The sequence below is a fragment of the Curtobacterium sp. NPDC090217 genome, assembly GCF_044746705.1.
Lineage (GTDB): Bacteria > Actinomycetota > Actinomycetes > Actinomycetales > Microbacteriaceae > Curtobacterium.
The window spans coordinates 1,117,951-1,136,865 of record NZ_JBIVCR010000001.1 but is presented as its reverse complement, the minus strand read 5'-3'; the positions used below and the strand labels follow the sequence as shown (position 1 = coordinate 1,136,865).

Below are 18,915 nucleotides of genomic sequence, written 5' to 3'. Positions count from 1 at the left end.
CGTTCCGTCCTGGTGGTGCTGGTACCCGTACCAAGAGGCTCCTGGTACCAGCAGTGCACCTGCGCGACGCTCCTCTCATGACCTCAGGCACGTCCCAGGACACCGCATCGCGGCGCACCCCGGCGCTCAGCAGGCTCGGACTGACGGTCCTGCTCGTCGGACCGTTCCTCGCCAACCTCGACCTGTTCATCACGAACGTCGCGCTGCCGAGCATCGCGCACGACCTGCACGCGTCCGCCGGAGCGCTCGAGCTGGTCGCCGGCGGGTACGCCGTGACGTACGCCGCGTTCCTCGTCCTCGGTGGCCGGCTCGGCGACCGCTTCGGACGACGCCGCCTGTTCGGCATCGGACTCGTCGCGTTCGCCCTGACCTCCCTGCTCGCCGGCACTGCGCCGACCGCGACGGTGCTGGTGCTCGCGCGGTTCGCCCAGGGCGCCGCCGCCGCGCTGCTGACACCGCAGGTGCTCGCCACGGTGCAGACCGTGCTGGAAGGCCCCGCGCGTGCTCGCGCCATCAGCCGGTACGCGGTCGCCGGCGGACTCTCCGCGGTCGCCGGGCAGCTGGTCGGTGGGCTGCTCATCCAGGCCGACCTCCTCGGCCTGGGATGGCGGACGGTGTTCCTCGTCAACCTGCCGATCGGCCTCGCGGCGTTGCTGCTCACACGTCGCACCGTCCCGGAGAACCGGTCGTCCGTCCGCGCGGGGCTCGACCTCGTCGGTGTCGTGCTGCTCGCCGTCGTGCTCGTCTGTCTGCTGGTCCCGTTGGCGGAGGGACCCTCGCTCGGCTGGCCCGTGTGGACCGTCGTGGTCCTCGTCGCCGTCGCGCCGGCAGCAGCCGCGCTGGTCGTCGTCGAAGCACGAGCGGAACGTCTCGGGCGACTGCCGCTGCTCCCGCCGTCGCTGCTCCGGCTACCATCCATGCGGCGAGGACTCCCGATCCTGCTGGTGTTCTTCCCGGCAGTCAGTGCGTTCCTGTTCGTCTTCGCCCTCACCACGCAGGACCTCCTCGGGATCAGCCCGCTGTGGTCCGGTGTCGCCGTCACTCCGATCACGATCGCCTACGTCTGCACCTCGTTCGCCGTTCCCGCGCTCCTGCGACGCCATGGACGGAGGGTGCTCATCGCCGGCGGACTGACCCAGGGGATCGGGTTCGCGGGGACCGCAGCGCTCGTCATCGCCGCGCCCGACGGGCCCCCGATAGTCGCCGTGGTGCTGACGTTGGCGCTGTCCGGGATCGGGCAGGCCCTCGGCGTCGGCGCGCTCTTCGGGACGGTCCTCGCCGACGTCCCGTCGCACCTCGCGGGTGTCGGCGGCGGCGTGATGGTCACGGTGCAGCAGACCGCTCTCGCGCTGGGGGTCGCGGTCCTCGGCACCCTCTTCACCGCGCTGCTGCCGATCGACCGGACCCTCGCCATCGCCGTCGTCGCGGGCGCTCTCGTCGCCACACAGCTCGTCGTCGCCGTCGCCGCACGGTCCACGCTGCGAACGCCCGTGGTGCGCTGACCAGCCGTCGGGTCACGCCAGAGGATGACTTCCGACGGTCGGCCTTCGTCATCGAGGAGGACGCGGCCACGTGGTCCGTCTCCCTAGCGTTGTGCCATCGGGATGTGCCCGACGACCTGGAGGGCGATCACGATGGTGGACACGACGAAGCTCCTGGACCGCCGCGGCGCCGCGTGGCTCGCGTTGGCGGGGGCGTTGGCGATCGCCGTGGTGCTGTCGCCGGCCGCCGTCGCCGGTTGGACATCGGGGACACACCTATCGGTCGCGGAGCTCTCCGGCAACGTCGCCTCCGGGTTCGGTCAGTGGGTGGCGTCGGGGCGGGCGTCGAGCGCCCCGCTCGCCGCAGCGGTGTCGTACTGGTCGGTGTTCCACGTGGTGAAGGCCGCGGCGGCCATCGCACTCCTGGTCGCCCTCCTGCCGGTCGGGAGGCGGATCTGGGGTGCGTGGGCACGTGCGAGTTCCAGAGGACCTCGGACCGGCCTGCTGCTGGTCGGGGTGCTCGGCGCTGCGGTCGCACCGCTGGTGCTGCTGGTGGCGATGGCGAACGTGCAGGGTGCGGTCGCGCCGCTGTCGTCGGTCCTGAACTTCCTCCCGCTGGACAGCGCTCCGGTGGCGCAGGTCCGCGACCAGCTCGCTACCGGGGCGACGACCCCGGTGCTGACCGCCCTCGTCGACGACTTCCGGCTCTACCACGCCGCCCTCGTCGGGACCGCGGTCGCTGCGATCGTGCTGGTCGCCGCCGGCACCGTGGCGCTCTGGGCACGGCGGGCCCGCACCCCCAAGCCCGATCGGCGGCTCCGACGCGTGCTGACAGTCGGGGGCGTCCTGCTCCCCTGCATGCTCCTGTTCCTCGGCGTGGTACTCCTGGCGAACGTGTCCACCGTCGCGGACACGGCACCGGCCCTGTCCGCGTTCTTCGACGGCAGCGGGATGTGACCCCGCCACGGTCGGGTGAGCATCGGCGGGACGCTGAGCGGGGGCCAGCTTCCCGAGCTAGCGGCACGACGTCACATCGACTGGAGTCGGTAGGCGGCACCATCCTGCGAGCGGACGAGCACGCCGGAGTCGACGGCGTCGCGGCGGACGAGCGCGACGTCCTCGACGAACATCGCGAGTGCCGCGTTGAGCGTCTCCTCGCTGATGCTGCGCCGGCTCGGCAACCGATCGAACGCGGTGCGCACGATGGCGTTCGAAAGTTCTCGACGCTTGTTCGCTTCGATCGGCAGATCACTGATCCGTCCGACGTGCAGGACAGCCCGGTCGGTGAGGAGGAGCTCGATCGCTTCCCTGGTCTCCGACAACATCTCACGGTCGACCGCCCCGTCGGGACCGACCCACTCGAACCGGTCCGCCGGGATCGCCGGGTTCATCGTGGCCGCGACCACCTGTCGTGCACGCCGGAGCGCGGATTGCATGCTCACTTCGGACCCTCCACCCTTGTCTCAGTGTCCTCGACGATATCGAGGCCGTCGCGGCCAGCGCATACGATCTGGAGATGTCCTCGGACCAGACCACCACCCACGTCGTCATCGGCGGCGGGGTCGTCGGCGCCGCGACCGCCTACGCCCTCGCGACCGGGGGCGAGCGCGTCCTGCTCCTCGAGCAGCACGGTCGCGGACACCACCTCGGCTCGTCCCACGGCGCGACGCGGATCTTCCGGCAGGGGTACGCGGACCCGGAGTACGTCGCGCTCACCACGCGCGCACTCGAACGATGGGACGCGCTCGAGACCGCGAGCGGCGAGACGCTGCTCGACCGGACCGGTGCCGTCGACCACGGTCGGCCAGAGGTCGTCGATGCGATCGCCGCGGCGCTGTCCGACGCCGGCATCCCCCACGAGACCCTGACCCAGGAGGCCGCAGCAGCACGGTGGCCCGGGCTCGCCTTCGAGGGGCACGTCCTCGCGCACGCCACCGCCGGCCGGATCCGTTCCGCCGACGCGATCGAGGTCTTCCTCACGCTCGCCGAGCGGACCGGCCTCGCCGAACTCCGGTTCGACACCAGGGTCACCGGGATCGAGGACCACGGCGACACGGTCACCGTCTCGTCCTCCGAGCCAGACGGAACGGTCCTGCGGACGACGACCCGGTCCGTGGTCGCGGCCACGGGGTCGTGGGCTCCCGCGCTGGTCGGCGACCTGCTCGCGGCACGCGGGGCGAGCCTCCCGGCCATCCGCGTCACCCAGGAGCAGCCGGCCCACTTCCCCAGCCACCTGGCGGACGACGCCTGGCCGAGCTTCGTGCACTACCCGCTCGACGGCGGGGACGTGTACGGGCTGCTCACACCGGGCGAGGGCGTCAAGGTCGGGTTCCACGGCACCGGGCCGGTCGTCGACCCGGACGCGCGGGACTTCACCGCTGTGCCCGAGGAGCTCGAGCGGCTGCAGGCGTACATCGCGCGCTTCGTGCCAGGTGTCGATCCGACCGAACCCTCGCCGATCAGCTGCCTGTACGACAACTCCCCCGACGACGACTTCGTGATGGACCGTCGCGGGCCGATCACCGTCGCGACGGGCTTCTCCGGTCACGGCTTCAAGTTCGCGCCGCTCCTCGGGGAGATGCTCGCGGACCTGGCGACCGGCGGTGCTCCGCACCCGAGGTTCGCGCTGGCCTGAGTCCGCGACGTGACCGCTACGGTGGTCGCGTGCACGTCGTGATCGCTCCTGACTCGTTCAAGGGGACCGCCACCGCGGCCGCCGTCGCCGCCGCGATCGGCGAGGGGTGGGCATCGGAGCGCCCGGGTGACACCGTCACGCTCGTGCCCATGGCGGACGGCGGAGAGGGCACGCTCGACGCCTTCGCGACCGCGTTCCCCGATGCCCGCCGCGTGCCGATCACCGTGACGGGGCCGGCTGGCGACCCCGTCGACGCGTCGTGGCTGGCGCTGCCCGACGGACGTGCGGTCGTCGAGCTCGCGGCGACGAGCGGGCTCCCGCTGCTGACGACGCTGCAGCCGGACACCGCGCAGACGATCGGCTTCGGGCAGGCGATCGCCGCAGCGCTCGACGCCGGGGCGACCGGGCTCGTGCTCGGCATCGGCGGGAGCGCGTCGACCGACGGAGGCGAGGGACTGCTGTCCGCGCTGACCCTCCCCGACGGGTCGTTCCGCCCGCTGCCGCCGCTCGGGGTCTCGGTGTTGACCGACGTCACATCACCCCTGCTCGGGCCGTCCGGTGCTGCGGCGGTGTTCGGTCCGCAGAAGGGCATCACCCCGTCGCGCGTTCCCGTGCACGAGGAACGACTGGCGGCGTGGGCCGCGCGGTTCCCGGACGTCGACCCGTCCACGCCAGGAGCGGGTGCCGCGGGAGGTGCCGGATTCGGGCTGCTGGTGTGGGGCGCGACGCTCGCGGGTGGGGCGTCTGGGATCGCCTCGGTGCTCGGGCTCCCCGGTGCGGTCGCGACTGCCGACGTCGTGGTGACGGGTGAGGGGCGCTACGACGGGCAGAGTGCCGTGGGCAAGGTGCCGTCGGTCGTGGCCTCGCTCGCTTCAGGACGTCGGCGGATGCTCGTCGTGGGGGCGATCGACGCTCCGCTCGACGACTGGGACGCGGGTGCTTCCCTGACGGTCATCGCCACGCAGACCACCGGTTCACCGTCTGATGCGCTCGCGGACCCGCTGCGCTTCGCCCGGATCGCAGGGCAGCGCCTGGCCCGCATGGCCTGACGGCACAGGTCGGCGCCGGCGGTCCGTGCCGCGGAAGCGACAGAGCCCGGGCCTGACCCGCGGTCAGTGCCGCGGAAGCGACAGATTGCCGCGGGACTTCGGCGGGAGGGTGTCGCTTTCGCGGAACGCCCGGACGGCCCGGACGGCCCGGCACACGGGCCCCGGCAGCGGCGTCAGGCGGCGGGGGCCCGGAGGAAGTCGGCGTAGGTGGGCTCGTCGACGACCGCGAGCATGGGGTGCCCGAGACGTGCCTCGACGAGTGCGGCGATCTCGGACGGGGAACGGAGGCCTCGGCGGTGCCACTCGTGGGACGGCAGGGATGCGGATGTGGCGGTCATCAGGACCAGCCCTTCGTGGGCCACTGGCCCGGTGTCTCCCGAGGTCGCTCCGCTGTGCCAGGGATCCGCAGGACGCGGACGGCATCGTGACGACGGATTCGTTTCGACTCGGTACAGCAACCGTACGGTCCGGATCGGGCGCTGTCGAAGGGCGTGCGTGTTCCGGACGAGGACGCGGTCTTCCCGCTCCGGGGTGCCCTGTCCGTACCCCCCACGGGAGCGCTCCACCGGGCACGATGGTCGGCGGGCCGGAAGCGGCCCGACCGCGGGTCGGAAACGGCCCGTCCGCAACCCCACGAGGAGACCATTGCGCACCGTCAACGCGTACGCGGCACCGTCCGCCACCGAACCGCTCGTCAAGACCACGATCACCCGTCGTGACCTCGGCCCGAACGACGTCGAGATCGACATCGCCTACGCCGGCATCTGCCACTCGGACATCCACACCGTCCGTGGCGAGTGGGGCCCCATCCAGTACCCGCAGGTCGTCGGTCACGAGATCGTCGGCCACGTCTCGTCCGTCGGCGAGAACGTCACCAAGCACAAGGTCGGCGACCGCGTCGGCGTCGGCTGCATGGTGAACTCCTGCGGCGAGTGCGAGAACTGCCTCGCCGGCGAGGAGCAGTACTGCCTCAAGGGCAACATCCAGACCTACGCGGGCGTCGACCCGGCCGACGGCTCGATCACCCAGGGCGGGTACTCGCAGGCCGTCGTCGTGAACGAGGACTTCGTCCTCCGCGTCCCCGAGTCGCTCGACATCGAGAAGGTCGCGCCGCTGCTCTGCGCCGGCATCACCACCTACTCGCCGCTGCACCACTGGAAGGCCGGCCCCGGCAAGCGCGTCGCCGTCGTCGGCATGGGCGGCCTCGGCCACATGGCCGTGAAGATCGCCGTCGCCCTGGGCGCCGAGGTCACCGTCCTGTCGCAGACCACGTCGAAGGAAGCCGACTCGCTCCGCTACGGCGCGAAGGCCCACTACGCGACGAAGGACGCTGCGACCTTCGAGCAGCTGGCCAGCTCGTTCGACCTGATCATCAACACGGTGTCCGCGAAGATCGACATGGGCGCCTACCTGGGCCTCCTCGCCGTCGACGGCACGATCGTCAACGTCGGTGCCCCGGCCGAGCCCCTCGAGGTCCCCGCGTTCTCCCTCATCGGACACCGTCGCAGCTGGGCCGGTTCGGCCATCGGCGGCGTCCGCGAGACCCAGGAGATGCTCGACTTCTGCGCTGAGAAGGGGATCCTGCCGGAGACCGAGCTCATCAGCGCCGACCAGATCAACGAGGCCTACGAGCGCGTCCTGAACTCGGACGTCCGCTACCGCTTCGTCATCGACGCGGCGACGCTGGCGTAGTCCGTTCGCACCCACAACGGGTGCAATGGGAAGCCGATTCGCGCGTAGGAGGTCCGAACAACGGGCCTCCTACGCGCGATTCGGCTTCGTACGCGCGATTCGGCCCACCACGCGCGCTTCGGCCCACGCGCGATTCGGCACCGCGCGCTCACGCGAAGCCTCGGTAGGTCACCACCGGGGCCACGTCGCGCCAGCCAACGGTTCGCTAGAGCGCGCGGCCCTCGTCCGAGGCCACCAGCAGCCCGGTGTCCGCGCCGTGCGACACCGCCCACGCCGTCAGACCGGCCACGATCCGCCCACCGAGGCCCCGCCGTCGGTACGGCTCCTCGGTCTCGATGCAGTCGAACACCGCGTCGCGGCCGACGAGCGCGACCTGGCCGCGCGCAGCGGTGACCCCGTCCACCTCGATCCGCAGGAACGCCACCCCGTCGGCGGTGTCCACCACGACGTCCGCCAGCATCGGGACGGGCGCGAGCCGAGCCTCCATCACAGTGCCCGGCCTGGCCATCCGGTCGAGCGAGCCGAGTGCGGACAGCGCGTCCGGGGCGATCCCGCCGACGATCGTGAGCCAGCTCGTGTACCGCGGTGCCACGACGCGGGCGAGCCGCAGCGCCTCGACGCCGGACGGCTCCGCGACGACGTACTCGTCCAGTCGGGTCTCCGCGCCGACGGTGACGTGCCAGCCGCTGCCGTCCGCCTCGAACGGCATCGACCGCGACCGTGCCCACCCGGCGACCCACCGCTCGACGACTGCTGCATGCATCGGGCTCGACGCTATCCGACCTCGTCGCCGCTCGGCAGCGCGCCGCACCAGTCGACGTCCTCACCGACGGTGCTCGCCTCGAGTGCGCCGGACGTCGCATCGACGATGCTGACGAGCGCGCCGGTCGGCGACTTCGTCGCGACCGCGACGAACTGGCCGTTCGGCGACGGGCAGACCGCCGTCAGGCTCGCGTCATCAGGGATGGCGACGGGCAGCCGGGAGGCTCGGCTCCCGTCCACGCGCACGATGCGGCTGGCGATCGTCCCGTCAGCTCGGACGTCGCCCACCGTGCGCAGGTACGTGTCGTCCGTCAGCTGGGCGATCCGACCGAGGTACTGCGCGTCCGTGCTCGCGGCTGGTGCGACGATCGCGGTCCGCTTGCCGTCGGTCAGGTCCACGCGTTCGATCCCGGTGCCGGACTCGACGACCGCGGTGGTGCCGGTGCCGACGAAGCCGTGCAGGTAGGTGGCGGAGCCGAGCCGCACGAGGTCGGCGCGCCCGCTCATGTCGACGAGGAACAGCTCGTCGGCGGCCGTGCGCACCAGCGCGCTCTCGGTGCGCGGGACGTACGCCCACTGGCTCACGGTCATCGGGACGGCTCCGGTAGTGGGCTTGCCGTCGGCCGCGATCGCCTCGGGCATGTGGGTGCCCGTCATGTCGACGACGTAGAGCCCGACGTCCTTCGACTGCCCCGTCGACGTGTCCGCGTACTGGAACCCGAAGGACGCGCCGTCGTCCGCGGCGTGCAGCGCGCTCGCGTGTCCTTCGGAGGTCGGGAGCGTGAGGTGCTCGACGGGCGCGTCGGGGTCCTCCACGCCGTTCCGCAGCGTCACGACGTCGATCCGGGAGTCGCCGACGTCGGAGTCGCTCAGCACGACGAGGAACCGGCTCAGGCGGACGTACTCGGTGATGCCCGTCCCCTGGTACACGGTCGTCGCGCCCGACGCGTCGAGCGACCGGCGCACGATGCGGTCCTTCGCGCCGTCGGTGCCCGGGACGAGGGCGAGCACGTCGGTGGTCCCGGTGCGGATCGTCGCGCGGAGGTCGGCGGTCGCACGCTGCCCTGGTGCCCGGGCGCCGCTGACCGTCACCGTGTACGACCGGTCGTAGGCGAGCGGGCCGGCGAACTCGACGGCGACGGTGTTGCCGCTCGACGTCACGGTGTGGGCCGCTGCCGGCGAGACCCGGACGTCGTCCGCGGAAACCTTCTGGAGCGCCTGGTTCGCCGTGAGGATCACACGCTGCGCCGGACGGGAGACGATGCCGCTCGCGTCGTAGGACACCGACTTCAGCCGCGGGCCCTGCTGCGACCCGACGACCGCGGCGAGCGCCGCCACCACGACGAGCACGAGCACGACGGCCGTGAACCGCCGCCGGAACCGGTGCGCGACCGGGCGGCGCGGTTCTGACTCAGTACTCATACGGGTCCCGCGGCTGGTCGACCCGCTTGACGGTGGCGGCCTTGATGACGATCCGGGCGTCGGCGGACTGGTCGGGGTTCGCGGCGAGGGCCCCCGTGACGGTCACCCACTGGTTCTCGGCCGGGACGGTGCCGTCGGTGGTCACGACGAGGCCGACCGGCTGTGCGTCGACGGCGCAGCAGCTGATCACAAAGCGGGTGAGGGTGAACGAGCCGTCCGATCCGGGGACGACGAACCCGGTGAGGGTGACCCGCTTGCCGACGAGGGAGCTCGTGTCGGTGGTCTGCCGGATGAGCGCTGCCCAGTCCTTCACGCCGTACCCGGACGTGTCGACCGACTCGCTGCCGAGGAGCGACACGGTGCCGGACCCGGTGGCGTTCGACAGCGTCGCGGAGTCCACACTCCGCTGCTGAGCGGTCCGCGCCGACAGCGTCGCCGGGGGCAGGACCAGCATGGCCACGGTGACCCCGATCGTGATCGCGGCCGCGATGCCACCGAGCGTGGCGCGCACGAGCCGAGCCGAGCCTCCAGGCCGGGCGACCGGTGCGTCGTCCGGACCCGCGTGGTCGTGCGTGTGTCCGGCTCCCCGCGCGACCACGACGAGTCCGGCGATCGACGCCGGCACGGCGACGGCCGCGAGGACGATCGTGAAGACCGCGTAGCGGGGGTTGATGTACAGGTCGAGGTGCCCTGCGACGGCGAGCCAGAGGGTGCAGAGCGCGACCGCGAGGACGGAGCCGAGGCCGAGGTACGCGGGCTTCCGCGATTCAGACGAGGACATTCATCACCAACCCCACGGCGAGGGCGAACAGGACGCACACGACGGCGAGCAGCACGAGGAAGCGGGCGCGGAACGTCGTGCGGAGCAGGGCGATCATCTTGACGTCGATGATCGGCCCGATGATGAGGAACGCCGTGATCGACCCGGGCAGGAACGTCGAGGCGAAGGACAGCGCGAAGAAGGCGTCCACGTTCGAGCAGAGCGACACCGTCATCGCGAGGAGCATCATCGCGAGCACGGACAGCACCGGGTTCGACCCGATCGCGACGAGGGTGCTCCGCGGCACCGCGACCTGGATCGCCGCCGCGAGTCCGGCGCCGACGAAGAGCGCCGGCATCATCGTGGCGGTCTCCCCGCCGAACTGGGCTGCGCTCTCCCGCCAGCGGTTGGTCGGGGCTGCGGCGCCGATCGCGGCGCGGCAGCGGGCCTCGAACGCGGGCAGCAGCAGGTCCGCGGGGCGACGGTGCGCTGCGACGATCCAGCCGACGAGGTTCGCGACCACGAAGCCGCCGACGATGCGGACGGGCAGGATCCACCCGGACCAGCCGAACGCCTGCGCGGTGCTGACGATGACGAGCGGGTTGAGGATCGGGGCCGCGACGAGGAACGTGACCGCCTCGGCCGGGGTGAACCCGCGGAGCATGAGGCCGCGGGCGAGGGGGACGTTGCCGCACTCGCACACCGGGAAGAGCATGCCGATCAGGGAGATCACGGCGCGACGGGGCATCGGGCGACTCGGGAGGATGCGTTCGAGGGCGCCGTGCGGGACCCACACCTCGACGACGATCGACAGCACGATGCCGAGCACGACGAACGGCAGGGACTCCACGACGACGCTGATCGCGAGCGTGAGGAAGTCCTGCACGACGTCGGGGAGCCCGGCGGTGCCGACGGCCGGGGTGGCGAGCCGGATCCCGAGCAGCACGACGACGGCGAGCAGCACGAGACCGGGGCCGGTGCGGGTCCGGGCACGCTGCGGCGGCGTGGTGGTGCGCGTCGTCACCGGCTCAGGATAGGCGACGAGCGTGGCCGGCCGGCCTCAGCCCGCGGCCAGCGCAGCGACGTGGCGGTCGAGCAGGTCGATCGCCCACGTGGCGTCGCCAGCGGGGTCGAGCCGCACCACGTGCAGCGCGAGCCCGTCCACCATGGCATGCAGCCGCCGCGTCTCGTACTCGGTGTCCGCCGCGGGGACGCCGACCGCGTCGAGGATCCGCACGCACCACTGCCGCATCTCGTCGACGACCCGGTCGTGGAACGGACGGAGCTCGGGGTCCGTCAGGGCCGCCGTCCCGAGGGCGAGGTACACGTCGAGCTCGATGCGGCGCTCGTCGTCGAGGGGCAGCAGCTCCACGAGGACCGCGTGCGCGAAGTCCGTGCCACCGAGCGAGGCGGGCAGCGCGTCGATGCGGGCAGCGGTTCCGTCGAAGACGAGGTTCAACGCGTGCTCGCGGACGCTCGCCTGCGTGGGGAACACGTAGCGGACGGTGCTCGGCGGGAGACCGGCTTCGGCCGCGACGTTCCGGACGCTCAGCGCGCCGAGGCCGTCGCGCGCGAGCACCTGGCAGGCGGCTTCGGACACGGTGCGGCGCCGTTCCTCGAGGTCGATGCTGCGCGTCACCCGATCATTCTGGCACGACTGTACGACTCATGCTAGAAAGGTCGTGTCGCACAGTCGTGCGACTATCGGAAGGGAAGCGTCATGACCTGGATCGTCCTGGTCCTCTCCGGCGTGCTCGAAGCGGTGTGGGCCACCGCACTCGGCGCGTCGAACGGGTTCAAGAAGGTGGTGCCGACGATCGTCTTCGTCCTCGGCATGGCCGCGAGCATGGCCGGCCTGGCGTACGCGATGACGGCGATCCCGGTCGGCACGGCCTACGCGGTGTGGGTCGGCATCGGTGCGTCGCTCACGGTGCTCGTCGCGATCGCCCGGAAGCAGGAAACCGCGTCGTTCGGCCGGGTCGCCCTGGTGCTCGGCCTGGTGGTCTGCGTCGTCGGACTCAAGGTGGTGAGCTAGATGGCTTGGATCGTCCTCTTCGTCAGCGCAGCGCTCGAGACCGTCTGGGCGACCGCGCTCGGCCAGAGTCACGGCTTCACCCGGCTCGAGCCGACCATCGTCTTCGCGATCACGATCGTGATCAGCCTCGTCGCGTTCGGCTACGTCCTGAAGCACATCCCGATCAGCACGGCGTACGCGGTGTGGACGGGGACCGGCGCGGCACTCACGGTGCTCTGGGGCATGGTCACCGGCGCCGAGCCCGTCACGGTCCTCCGCCTGGTGTTCATCGCCGGCATCGTCGGCTGCGTCGTCGGCCTGAAGCTCCTGCCGGCCCGCCCGGCCGCGCCCGCCCCCGCGCCCGCCTCCCCGGCGCCCGCCTCCCCGGCCTCCCCGGCCTCCCCGGCCCGGTCGAATCGCGCGTAGGAAGTCGAATCGCGCGTAGGAGGTCGGTTCCTCCGACCTCCTACGCGCGATTCGGCTTCCCACCGCACGTGAGATGGGTGGGAACCACCGACGGACGGGAGGCCCGGTGCCAGCTGGCACCGGGCCTCCCGTCATGCGGATGGTGCGATCAGACCGACGCGCCGGTCCACTCGTCGACAGCGGCCACGTGGTCGGTACCGACCGTGCCCGCTGCGCGGGCGGCGGCGACACGCTCCGCGTGCGACGGCGGGTTCGACGGCACGCCTGCCGGGCGCCCCTCGTCGTTGATCTTGCGGAGCTCCGGCACGATGTCCGACGCGAGGATGTCGATCTGCTCGAGGACCGTCTTGAGCGGCAGGCCCGCGTGGTCGACGAGGAACAGCTGGCGCTGGTAGTGCCCGACGCTGTCCTTCATCGCCGCGTACCGGTCGATGACCTGCTGCGGCGACCCGACGGTCAGCGGGGTCTGCTCGGTGAAGTCCTCCATCGACGGCCCGTGCCCGTAGACCGGGGCGTTGTCGAAGTACGGGCGGAACTCGGCGATGGCGTCCTGCGAGTTCTTGCGCGCGAAGAACTGCCCGCCGAGCCCGACGATCGCCTGGTTCGCGGCACCGTGCCCGTAGTGCTCGAAGCGCTGCCGGTAGAGCCCGACCATCTGCGCGGTGTGCTCGATCGGCCAGAAGATGTTGTTGTGGAAGAAGCCGTCGCCGTAGTAGGCGGCCTGCTCCGCGATCTCGGGCGTGCGGATCGAGCCGTGCCAGACGAACGGCGCGACACCGTCGAGCGGACGCGGCGTCGAGGTGAAGCCCTGCAGCGGCGTGCGGAACTTGCCCTGCCAGTTGACGACCTCGTTCTCCCAGAGCTGGCGGACCAGCGCGTAGTTCTCGATCGCCAGGTTCACGCCCTGCCGGATGTCCTGCCCGAACCACGGGTAGACCGGGCCGGTGTTGCCTCGGCCCATCATCAGGTCCATGCGGCCGTCGGAGATCACCTGGAGCATCGCGTACTCCTCGGCGATGCGCACCGGGTCGTTCGTCGTGATGAGGGTCGTCGACGTCGAGAGCGTGATGTGCTTCGTCCGTCCGGCCAGGTAGCCGAGCATCGTCGTCGGCGAGGACGCGACGAACGGCGGGTTGTGGTGCTCACCCGTGGCGAAAACGTCGAGCCCGGCCTGGTCGGCGTGCTCGGCGATCGTCATGATGTCGCGGACGCGCTGCGTGTCGTCCGGAGTGGTCCCCGTGGTCGGGTCGGTCGTGACGTCACTGACCGTGAAGATGCCGAACTGCATGATGCCGCCTTCCATGAGATCAATGCGTTTGCATCGAACTGCCGGGTACAACGTAGCGCCCCACACGGTATTCCCGCGAGCAGCGGGCCCGCCACGCGACCGAGCAGCGTGCCCGCCGCGCGACCGAGCAGCGGCCCGCTCCTGTCCGCCGAACTGCGGACCGCGAGAGCCCGCCGATCCGCGTAGCGTCGAACCGGAACCCCTCACCAGGTTCGCTGATCAGGACGAGGTTCCACCGTGACGACCATCACCTCGACAGCCGCACTCGTCGACGACGAATGGGTGCTGCGCTGCGTCGACTACCCGGCGATCGAACACCACGGCGCGTGGCTCGACGACGTCGTCGTCCAGCACCGCACGATGGTGCACGACTTCGCGGGCGAGACCCCGCGCATCGAGTTCGTCGTCGGCGACCCCTCGACCGCCACGCGCATCGCCGCCGTCTGCTGTGCGAGCGAGCGCGCACGTGCGATGCGCGCCGAGGCCCGGGCGCTCGAGGAGGCCGTCGCCGACGACCGCGACGCCCTGGTCGCACGGCTCACCGAGCTCAACGTCGCGCCGTCCGAGATCGCCGAGATCCTCGGGCTGTCCGTCCGTGCCGTGCGCGACGAGCTCGGCTCCGACGAGGAAGCACGGATCGCCCGGCGGATCCTCCGGACCCTGCACCACGCCGACGAGCCGCAGCCCGCGGACGGGCAGCGCGACTAGGCGTCGTCCTCGATCACCCTGCCGCGCAGCACCTTCGACTCGCGCCACAGCAGGTACGCGCCCGTCCAGACGAACATGATCGCGACGAGCGCCAGACACGGGAACAGGAACACGAAGTCGAGCGTCGTCCCGATCGGCGGCGCACCCGGCATCGCGGACCGCAGTGCGGGGAACGACAGCAGCGTCGCGCTCAGCCAGATCACGTTCGCGAACTCCAGCTTCCGCCGGAGGATCGCGCTGCCGACCGTGACGACCGCCATCAGCGTCGTGAACAGGATCGCGAGGATGTAGAACGACACGATCACGATGCTCAGCGCGTCGCGGTGTCCGTCGATCTGCATCGGGACCAGCGTGCGCCCGTCCTGCTGCTCGGCACCGGAGCGCTCGGCCTGCATGTTCCACGGTCGCGCGGAGTTCGACATGTCGACCTGGAAGGGGACCGCTCGACCGGTGTCGTCGTTCTGCACGCTGAGCTGGAAGTTCGCGAACGGCTGGTCGAACGGGTACGAGGTGTCACCGCGGTCGAGCGTCAACGCCAACGAGGTCGCGTCCACCACGGACTGGCCGGGGAACGTCACGACGCTCGTGGTCACGCCGCCGCTCGACACCTCGATGCGCAACGGCTCCGAGATCTCACCGGCCTTGTCGCCGACGAAGTCCCCGTGCGGGATCGGCAGCACGTTCGCCTGCATCACCCGGTTCGAGAGGTCGACGTCCTGCACGCTCATCCGCAGCGACATGTAGTTGCCGATCCGGTCGTTCGGCCCGGACACCGGCACGGTCGTCGTGGTCTTCAGGGCTCCGGAGAGCCCGATCACGACGTAGTACACCGCCAGCAGCACCACCGCGACCAGCAGGATGATCGGCGCGGGGTTGCGTCGGGTGCGCCGTTCCGGCGGGGCTTCGGTCGTCTGCGTCATCGGTTGCTCCCGGACTGGTCGTCAGGTCGGATCGGACTGGAGGCTGTGGTGCCGCCCGGTGGGTCGGCTCCCGGAGGTGGGCCGGTCGCCACCGGGGCCGTGGGGCTCCCGCCGGTCGCCCGACGGCCCGCCACCGTGGCGGCGAGCGCGAAGAGCAGCATCGCGAGGAGCGGCACCATCGCGCCGGGGAACTCGGTGACGTTGAACGTGGTGCTCTGGTCGGCGAGCTGGGACGCCTCGGTCTCGCCCTTCGCGACCGCGGTCGTCACCGTCATCGCGTTGGCCTGCGACGACCGGTTCGACGCCACCTGGATCTGCTGCACGGCGGTGTCCGGAGCGTTCACGGCGTCGGCGAACACCCGGATCGCCACGTCGGCCTGCTCGCCGGGGTCGAGCGGGATCAGGCACGAGAACGTCGTCGTCGCCACCGAGCAGTCGACCGGTTGCTCGTCGACCTCGACGTCGACGTTCCGGTAGACCATGCCGGTGCTCATGCGGGCCGAGAACGTGATCGCCACGGTGGCGCCAGACGCGTTCGGCCCGAGCGTGCCGCGCATGTCAGCTGCCGTTCCCGGCATGATCCGCTGCGTCCCGAACCGCAGGTCCATCGGGAGGGCGCCGCTCGCGTCCCCGCCCCCGGCTCCGCTGCCGCCGGGCCCAGCGGGTCCCGCGCTGCCGGATCCACCGGCTGCCCCGTCGTCCGACGGCGGCGTCGCCGGCGTCGCCGGCGTGGACGGCGACGCCGGGCCGATGGCACCGCTCGTGTTCCCGCTGCCGCCCGACGTGCCGCTCCCGCCGGAGCCGCCGGACGGGGTGGAGCCGCCGTTCGCCGGACCGGACGGTGTCCCGGGGACGGGAGCCGAGCCTCCAGGCTGGGTCGTCGGCGGCACCGACGGCTGCCGGACGGTGAAGCCGAGCGCCGCGGGGCCGGAGGTGATGCCGCCGTACGACTGCGAAGCGGTGAGGTTCACGGGGCCGTACGCGAAACGCGGGGAGGGGACGCACGACCAGTACCCGCCGCTGTCCGCCGTGGCGGTGCACATCGCGGTCGGACCCTGGAAGACCGTGACGACCGCACCCTCGACGGCCTGGGCGCCCCGGATGACGGGTGTCGCGTCGGTCGTGGTCGCCCCGGAGGCCGGGGAGGTGAAGACCGGCGCGTTCAGCGGGACGACCCGCAGCGTGGAGCCGGCGTCGTGCGGACCGGTCGGGTCGGCGGGCGACGCGACCGTCGCCGTCACGGGGTAGGCGGTCCCGGCGGGAGTACCGGAGGGGATGGTCCCCCGCAGCAGGACGGTCCGCGTCGCCCCGGCCGGCACGGTGCCGAGCGTGACGGCGTCGCCGCTGAGCAGCTCGGCGCACGTGGGTCGCGGTTCGACCCCGGAGACGCTGCACGCGGAGGCCGGGAAGCCGTTCGGCGCGTCGAGCCGCACCGTCGCCCGTCCGGCCGGGTCCGGACCGGTGCTCGTCACGGTGAACCGGCGTTCGACCACCCGTGACGGCAGCGCCTCGGTCGTGCCCGCGGCGTCGACCGTCAACCCGGCGCGGACGCCCGGGAACGTGATCGCAGCACTGGCGGTGCCCTTGGTCCGGGACGCCGTGTCGTCGGTCGAGCTTGCGAGGGTCGACGTCGTCGTGATCGAGCGCGGGTCGGCGTCGAGTGGCAGGGTGACGGTCGCCGTCGCGGTCTGCGTGCACGCGGAACCCGGGGCGAGGGCCGCCGTCGATGCGGTCAGCAGGCCGGAGGTCGCCGCGTCCGCCGGCAGGGCGCACGCACCGGTGCCCGACGACGCGATGCCGTCGAGCGTGCCGCCGAGGGCCTGGACCCGCGCAGCGAGGTCGCTCCTGACGGCGGGCAGGAGCTGCATGTCGTCGGTGCCGCTCGTGTTGGTCACGGTCGTCGCGACCGGTACCTCGTACGTGACGGAGGCCCCACCGGCGCCATCGGTGGTCACGTCCGTCGCCGTGGCGGTCGCGTCCGACGCGGACACCGTGCCGGACTGGCACCCGAGGGCCGGCGTGATGATGTACCCACCGTCGTTGCCCGGGCCGTCGCCGTACTGGTGGAGGGTGATGCTCGTGACCGGGCGATCGAACCAGACGTCGACGGCTTTCTGCGGGTCCGCGTCCCCGTTGTTCGCGTAGGCGGTCGACGGTCCGACGCGCAGGACGTTCCCGACCGCGGCCGCGGTCGCCGAGCCGGCGTCCGCGCTCCTGGCCGCGCCGGAGGGGACGACCACCCCGCCGGGCCCGGACGCCGTGACGTCCACGGTCGACGGCGCGTCCAGTCCGCCGACCGTGAACTGCAGGCGCTGCGCGTACGGCAGCGTGATGGTCACCGTCGAGTCCGATGCGTCCGTGATGTTCTGCGCGCCGATCGCGAGCTCGCCGCGGTACACGGTGGAGTCCCCGTACCCGCCGGGCGCGTACGAGCTGTAGAACGCGCTGGTCGCGGTCGCGTAGGTCCCGGTCGTCGGCGGGAACGCCGACGCCTTCGTGTCGAGGCCGAGGTCGGTGCCGGGCGCAGCAGGTGTGTAGAGCTGGGTGAACGCCTTCCCGAAGACCGGCGTCGCGGCGTCGTCCGCCAGGCTCGAGCAGATCCGACTCTGCGGGACGACGTCGGCGGCGGCGGGTGCAGCCGGGAGCACGAGGGCACCGGTTCCCACCAGGAGCCCGAGGGCGGCAGCGAGGGTCCGGCGGAGGCGACCGATCGTCGCCGAGGTGTGCTGCTCCCGCATGCGTCCCCTTGGTCCGCGGCGGGTCCCTCTTCCGCCGACATCGACGACGCTATCCGGATTCCGGCAGCGGCGTCCGAGGTGTTACCGGGCTGTGACGGACCCGCGGTCAGACGGGGGCCGGCAGCCCCTTGGTGTCCGTCGTCGGCGCCGCGTGGTGCATCCCGTCCGCCAGCCACACCGCCGTGACGGTGAGCAACACGACGGCCGAGGACGCCATGCGCCCCGCGACGAGCATCGCGTCGTGGTCGTGCCCGCTGCCGTTCGTCACCGCGAGCACGAGCGCGGCGATCCCCACGGCGAGCGTCACCCCCGTGGAGACCAGCAGCACCGCCGTCACCACGCGGCGGGGACCCCTCCGGCCGTCCCGGTCTCCACGCGCACCACGGTCGACGACGGGCCCGACGGCACGGACCAGCCCCACCCAGAACAGGGCGACCGCACACGCGCCGACGATGTCGCTCACCCGGTGCCAGCCGTAGACCACCGTCTGGTTCGCCACGAACACCGCGTACGCAGCGCCGAGGAGCAGCACGATCGGCCGGAACCGACGGGGTGTGACCATCAGGACCGCGAACAACGCCGCCATCGCGATCGTCGCGTGACCGGACGGGTACGAGTTCGGCGTCGTGGACCCGGCGATCTCCGGGCGCACGGCGATACGCTTGAGGAGCGTGGAGGTGCCAGCCGAGGCGAGCATCACCACACCCGCCGCCAGTCCGACGGCGAGCCGCCTCCGTGCGAACGCGACGGCGGCGATCACCACGACCAGCAGCAGGATCACCGGGACCGAGATGACGTTGAGTGCGGTGTCCGACCCGAACAGGTCGGTCTCCCGGACCCCGCCGAGCGCGGAGTCCTCGACCCGTTGCCCGAGCGGCGTCAGCACGGCGACCGCGTAGACGAGAGGCACGACCACGAACCCCAGAGCCGACAGCACAGCCCACCGGAACCGGCGCGAGACGCTCGGTCCGCGCCCGTCGTCGCGCGGATCGGACGCTGTGCGCTCCGGCGTACGGGTCA

The 18,915-nt window shown here is 71.9% G+C and carries 19 protein-coding genes; 8 read left to right on the top strand and 11 right to left on the bottom strand.

Translation table 11 applies throughout. The features are described from left to right. The first annotated feature begins 77 nt into the window (after positions 1–77). On the top strand, positions 78–1,502 hold the full coding sequence (locus ACIPJ2_RS05755; protein WP_402727953.1) for an MFS transporter: 1,425 nt from the start codon (positions 78–80) through the stop codon (positions 1,500–1,502). Between the two features lie 132 nt (positions 1,503–1,634). Continuing rightward, complete coding sequence (locus tag ACIPJ2_RS05750; RefSeq protein WP_402727952.1) at positions 1,635–2,438, top strand: hypothetical protein; 804 nt, start codon at positions 1,635–1,637, stop codon at positions 2,436–2,438. 71 nt (positions 2,439–2,509) lie between these two features. Here ACIPJ2_RS05750 and ACIPJ2_RS05745 read toward each other — a convergent pair whose 3' ends face one another. Continuing rightward, on the bottom strand, positions 2,510–2,917 hold the full coding sequence (locus tag ACIPJ2_RS05745) for a DUF2087 domain-containing protein (protein WP_402728319.1): 408 nt from the start codon (positions 2,915–2,917) through the stop codon (positions 2,510–2,512). A gap of 80 nt (positions 2,918–2,997) precedes the next feature. Between ACIPJ2_RS05745 and ACIPJ2_RS05740 the strand changes: the two genes are divergently transcribed. Together ACIPJ2_RS05740 and ACIPJ2_RS05735 are read left to right on the top strand one after the other, a co-directional pair. Next, positions 2,998–4,116 (top strand): FAD-dependent oxidoreductase, encoded by a 1,119-nt coding sequence (locus tag ACIPJ2_RS05740; protein WP_402727951.1) that lies wholly within the window; start codon positions 2,998–3,000, stop codon positions 4,114–4,116. A gap of 29 nt (positions 4,117–4,145) precedes the next feature. Continuing rightward, a complete protein-coding gene (locus tag ACIPJ2_RS05735; RefSeq protein ID WP_402727950.1) occupies positions 4,146–5,165 on the top strand; it encodes a glycerate kinase in 1,020 nt (339 codons plus the stop codon). A gap of 173 nt (positions 5,166–5,338) precedes the next feature. On the opposite strand, the gene ACIPJ2_RS05730 is transcribed toward ACIPJ2_RS05735, so the two are convergent. Then, a complete protein-coding gene (locus ACIPJ2_RS05730; protein ID WP_402727949.1) occupies positions 5,339–5,503 on the bottom strand; it encodes a hypothetical protein in 165 nt (54 codons plus the stop codon). A gap of 307 nt (positions 5,504–5,810) precedes the next feature. On the opposite strand from ACIPJ2_RS05730, the gene ACIPJ2_RS05725 reads away from it, so the two are divergent. Next, on the top strand, positions 5,811–6,857 hold the full coding sequence (locus ACIPJ2_RS05725) for an NAD(P)-dependent alcohol dehydrogenase (RefSeq protein ID WP_402727948.1): 1,047 nt from the start codon (positions 5,811–5,813) through the stop codon (positions 6,855–6,857). A 205-nt stretch (positions 6,858–7,062) separates the two neighbouring features. Here ACIPJ2_RS05725 and ACIPJ2_RS05720 read toward each other — a convergent pair whose 3' ends face one another. From ACIPJ2_RS05720 to ACIPJ2_RS05700, 5 genes are read right to left on the bottom strand one after another with little or no spacing between them, the layout of a single operon-like run. Next, positions 7,063–7,620 (bottom strand): hypothetical protein, encoded by a 558-nt coding sequence (locus ACIPJ2_RS05720; RefSeq protein WP_402727947.1) that lies wholly within the window; start codon positions 7,618–7,620, stop codon positions 7,063–7,065. An 11-nt stretch (positions 7,621–7,631) separates the two neighbouring features. After that, positions 7,632–9,041 carry a hypothetical protein gene (locus ACIPJ2_RS05715; protein WP_402727946.1) on the bottom strand — a complete coding sequence of 470 codons (1,410 nt, stop codon included), beginning with the start codon at positions 9,039–9,041 and terminating at the stop codon, positions 7,632–7,634. Further along, a complete protein-coding gene (locus tag ACIPJ2_RS05710) occupies positions 9,031–9,822 on the bottom strand; it encodes a TIGR03943 family putative permease subunit (RefSeq protein ID WP_402727945.1) in 792 nt (263 codons plus the stop codon). Before ACIPJ2_RS05710 ends, ACIPJ2_RS05715 begins: the two co-directional genes overlap by 11 nt. Then, positions 9,809–10,825 carry a permease gene (locus ACIPJ2_RS05705; RefSeq protein ID WP_402727944.1) on the bottom strand — a complete coding sequence of 339 codons (1,017 nt, stop codon included), beginning with the start codon at positions 10,823–10,825 and terminating at the stop codon, positions 9,809–9,811. The genes ACIPJ2_RS05710 and ACIPJ2_RS05705 overlap by 14 nt, the downstream gene beginning before the upstream one ends. 36 nt (positions 10,826–10,861) lie before the next feature. Beyond that, on the bottom strand, positions 10,862–11,440 hold the full coding sequence (locus ACIPJ2_RS05700; protein ID WP_402727943.1) for a TetR/AcrR family transcriptional regulator: 579 nt from the start codon (positions 11,438–11,440) through the stop codon (positions 10,862–10,864). Positions 11,441–11,521: 81 nt separating this feature from the next. Here ACIPJ2_RS05700 and ACIPJ2_RS05695 point away from each other — a divergent pair, with 81 nt between their 5' ends. Then, positions 11,522–11,836, top strand: a complete 315-nt coding sequence (locus ACIPJ2_RS05695; protein ID WP_402727942.1) for a DMT family transporter — start codon at positions 11,522–11,524, stop codon at positions 11,834–11,836. Beyond that, positions 11,837–12,241, top strand: coding sequence for a DMT family transporter (locus ACIPJ2_RS05690; protein ID WP_402727941.1), 405 nt, complete (start codon positions 11,837–11,839; stop codon positions 12,239–12,241). Positions 12,242–12,389: 148 nt separating this feature from the next. Here ACIPJ2_RS05690 and ACIPJ2_RS05685 read toward each other — a convergent pair whose 3' ends face one another. After that, positions 12,390–13,529, bottom strand: coding sequence for a CE1758 family FMN-dependent luciferase-like monooxygenase (locus ACIPJ2_RS05685; RefSeq protein WP_281266714.1), 1,140 nt, complete (start codon positions 13,527–13,529; stop codon positions 12,390–12,392). 237 nt (positions 13,530–13,766) lie between these two features. On the opposite strand from ACIPJ2_RS05685, the gene ACIPJ2_RS05680 reads away from it, so the two are divergent. Next, positions 13,767–14,237, top strand: a complete 471-nt coding sequence (locus ACIPJ2_RS05680; RefSeq protein ID WP_402727940.1) for a hypothetical protein — start codon at positions 13,767–13,769, stop codon at positions 14,235–14,237. Here ACIPJ2_RS05680 and ACIPJ2_RS05675 read toward each other — a convergent pair. The 3 genes from ACIPJ2_RS05675 to ACIPJ2_RS05665 form a co-directional block, all read right to left on the bottom strand. Beyond that, complete coding sequence (locus ACIPJ2_RS05675) at positions 14,234–15,157, bottom strand: DUF4436 family protein (protein WP_402727939.1); 924 nt, start codon at positions 15,155–15,157, stop codon at positions 14,234–14,236. The two genes, ACIPJ2_RS05680 and ACIPJ2_RS05675, sit on opposite strands and share 4 nt — an antisense overlap. Continuing rightward, on the bottom strand, positions 15,154–17,895 hold the full coding sequence (locus ACIPJ2_RS05670; RefSeq protein ID WP_402727938.1) for a hypothetical protein: 2,742 nt from the start codon (positions 17,893–17,895) through the stop codon (positions 15,154–15,156). Before ACIPJ2_RS05670 ends, ACIPJ2_RS05675 begins: the two co-directional genes overlap by 4 nt. A gap of 106 nt (positions 17,896–18,001) precedes the next feature. Beyond that, positions 18,002–18,805: a phosphatase PAP2 family protein gene (locus ACIPJ2_RS05665; RefSeq protein ID WP_402727937.1), complete on the bottom strand. Its 804-nt coding sequence runs from the start codon at positions 18,803–18,805 to the stop codon at positions 18,002–18,004. Positions 18,806–18,915: the final 110 nt, after the last annotated feature.

Excerpts from the sequence above, each read along its gene's own strand:
- ACIPJ2_RS05755 (WP_402727953.1), top strand. The coding sequence starts at position 78 with ATGACCTCAGGCACGTCCCAGGACACCGCATCGCGGCGCACCCCGGCG.
- ACIPJ2_RS05750 (WP_402727952.1), top strand. The coding sequence starts at position 1,635 with ATGGTGGACACGACGAAGCTCCTGGACCGCCGCGGCGCCGCGTGGCTC.
- ACIPJ2_RS05745 (WP_402728319.1), bottom strand. The coding sequence starts at position 2,917 with ATGCAATCCGCGCTCCGGCGTGCACGACAGGTGGTCGCGGCCACGATG.
- ACIPJ2_RS05740 (WP_402727951.1), top strand. The coding sequence starts at position 2,998 with ATGTCCTCGGACCAGACCACCACCCACGTCGTCATCGGCGGCGGGGTC.
- ACIPJ2_RS05730 (WP_402727949.1), bottom strand. The coding sequence starts at position 5,503 with ATGACCGCCACATCCGCATCCCTGCCGTCCCACGAGTGGCACCGCCGA.
- ACIPJ2_RS05720 (WP_402727947.1), bottom strand. The coding sequence starts at position 7,620 with ATGCATGCAGCAGTCGTCGAGCGGTGGGTCGCCGGGTGGGCACGGTCG.
- ACIPJ2_RS05715 (WP_402727946.1), bottom strand. The coding sequence starts at position 9,041 with ATGAGTACTGAGTCAGAACCGCGCCGCCCGGTCGCGCACCGGTTCCGG.
- ACIPJ2_RS05710 (WP_402727945.1), bottom strand. The coding sequence starts at position 9,822 with ATGTCCTCGTCTGAATCGCGGAAGCCCGCGTACCTCGGCCTCGGCTCC.
- ACIPJ2_RS05695 (WP_402727942.1), top strand. The coding sequence starts at position 11,522 with ATGACCTGGATCGTCCTGGTCCTCTCCGGCGTGCTCGAAGCGGTGTGG.
- ACIPJ2_RS05690 (WP_402727941.1), top strand. The coding sequence starts at position 11,837 with ATGGCTTGGATCGTCCTCTTCGTCAGCGCAGCGCTCGAGACCGTCTGG.
- ACIPJ2_RS05685 (WP_281266714.1), bottom strand. The coding sequence starts at position 13,529 with ATGCAGTTCGGCATCTTCACGGTCAGTGACGTCACGACCGACCCGACC.
- ACIPJ2_RS05675 (WP_402727939.1), bottom strand. The coding sequence starts at position 15,157 with ATGACGCAGACGACCGAAGCCCCGCCGGAACGGCGCACCCGACGCAAC.
- ACIPJ2_RS05670 (WP_402727938.1), bottom strand. The coding sequence starts at position 17,895 with ATGCGGGAGCAGCACACCTCGGCGACGATCGGTCGCCTCCGCCGGACC.